The organism is Mycolicibacterium agri, from assembly GCF_002553505.1.
Classification (GTDB): domain Bacteria; phylum Actinomycetota; class Actinomycetes; order Mycobacteriales; family Mycobacteriaceae; genus Mycobacterium; species Mycobacterium agri.
On record NZ_PDCP01000193.1, the window covers coordinates 1 to 1,775 of the forward strand.

General features: G+C 65.5%; 1 protein-coding gene. It reads right to left on the minus strand.

The window, feature by feature from the left end; all coding sequences use genetic code 11:
* Positions 1-158: 158 nt before the first annotated feature.
* The gene (locus tag CQY20_RS33660) at positions 159-1,706 is read right to left on the minus strand and encodes an IS1182 family transposase (protein WP_097945696.1); all 1,548 of its coding nucleotides are present in this window, start codon (positions 1,704-1,706) and stop codon (positions 159-161) included.
* Positions 1,707-1,775 lie beyond the last annotated feature (69 nt).

Genomic DNA, 1,775 nt, shown 5'->3' on the forward strand with positions numbered 1-1,775 from the left:
CTAGGAGCCTGCTGAATTAGTGGCTTTGGGGGCGGGGTGCCTCAAAGCGCTCTGTGGCGCGTGTGTTCAGTCAGACCCTGGGGTCGACACTTGAGGGTCACCCCGCCGTGTTGAGCGTGGCACCTGGTGCGGCGGCTGGCAAGGCTAGTTTCGGCGGATTAGGCGAGAGCCCAGGTGGTTCCGGTGTGGGTCAGGCCCATGGTGATGAGTCGACGTAGGTTGAGCGCGGCGCTGCGGTGATGCAGCCAGTGGTTGTTGCGGGTGATGCCGCGGTAGCGGACTTTGCGGTTGTTGCGGGTAAGCCAGGCGATGGACCGTTCGACCATGGGCCGGTATTGGCGGTACTCGGCTTGCCATTGGGGGTCGCGGGCTTGACTGCGAGCGGCGCGTTGCAGCGGTTCGTACTCACTGAGGGTGAGTTTGCGTCCGGTGACGGCGGTGGTGCATTGAGACGCTAAAGGGCATGAGCGGCAACGTGTTTTGAAGCCGACTCCGCCGCTGGGTGGGATCGGCAGCGTGTGGTTGGCCGGACATGTCACGGTACGGGCCTCGAAATCGATAGTGAAGTCGTCGGTAGTGAACCCGCCAGGTATCGGGGCGCGCAAGGGTATCGGTTTGATGATCGCGGTGTGCTTGGCCTCGGCGAGCGCAGCGCGAGTGGCACCGGTGCCGTAGGCCGAATCACCGAGCACCCGCACCGGGCTGGGCTCGTCGTCCAGTAAGGCCAACCCGATGACGGCTTCGTGGTTATCCGAACCGCCGGCTTTGGTCAGCGTGCAGTCGGTGATGATGCCGGTATCGGGTTCGATCGCGAGGTGGGCTTTGAAGCCGTCCTGGCGGCGGTGCACCGTCTTGTGGGCGTGGCGGGCGTCGGGATCGACGGTGGAGATGACCCGGTCCGGGGCGACCTTCTGCGCGATGCGCCAATGCCCGTCGGTGCCATCCGAGCCCTCGACGGGTTCGACATCCTGACCGGCGACCAGGGCCAACAACGCCACCGCCTCGGCCGCGCGCGGCCCCAGATCCTGCTCCGGCAGATGCCCCAGCAGTCGGTGCGCGTCGCCGACCAGAGCGTCGATCAGCAGGTCGCGGGCGTCCTTGTCGTTCCAGGCGATCGCCGGCTTACCCGGATTGTCGTAATCGTGGGCGGTGCAATGCTGTTCGATCACCGCCGCGGCGGCGGGAACCTCGCGGCGCACCCGCCGGATCGCGGCGATCAACTGAGTCACGGTGTCCTGCGTGGCGACCGCATCATCTAAGACAGTGGAGTCCAACGCCCGACGCGTCTTGCCCGCCAGCACTGCGGTCGCGGCCACGACGGACTTGACCGCCTCAAAGATCCGGTTCGGCCGCGCCGAGGCCGCCAGCCGGCGCCGCCAATATGTCAACGTCGTGGAATGAAATGCCGGCGCGGTGATCGGTAACCCGCAGGCGGCCTTCCACCGCAGATCGAAGGTCACCGCGTCGACGGTCTCGTTATCGGACAGGCCGTGCAACGCCTGCAGCGTGATCACGCTGGCCATCACCTCGGCCGGCACACTGGGCCGACCCCGCCGCGAGGGAAACAGATCGGCGAACATCTCCTCAGGAAACAACTCACCCCGATGGGTGGCCAAGAACCTAAACACGCTGTCGGACTTCAGAAGATGCCCGGCCACCGATTCGGCATCCAACAACTCCCGCTGATCATCAGAGCGACCCTGCACCCGTCAATCATCCCGAAAACCCCAGCAGAACCACGCCCGCCACGCGGGATTAATTCAGCAGGCTCCTAG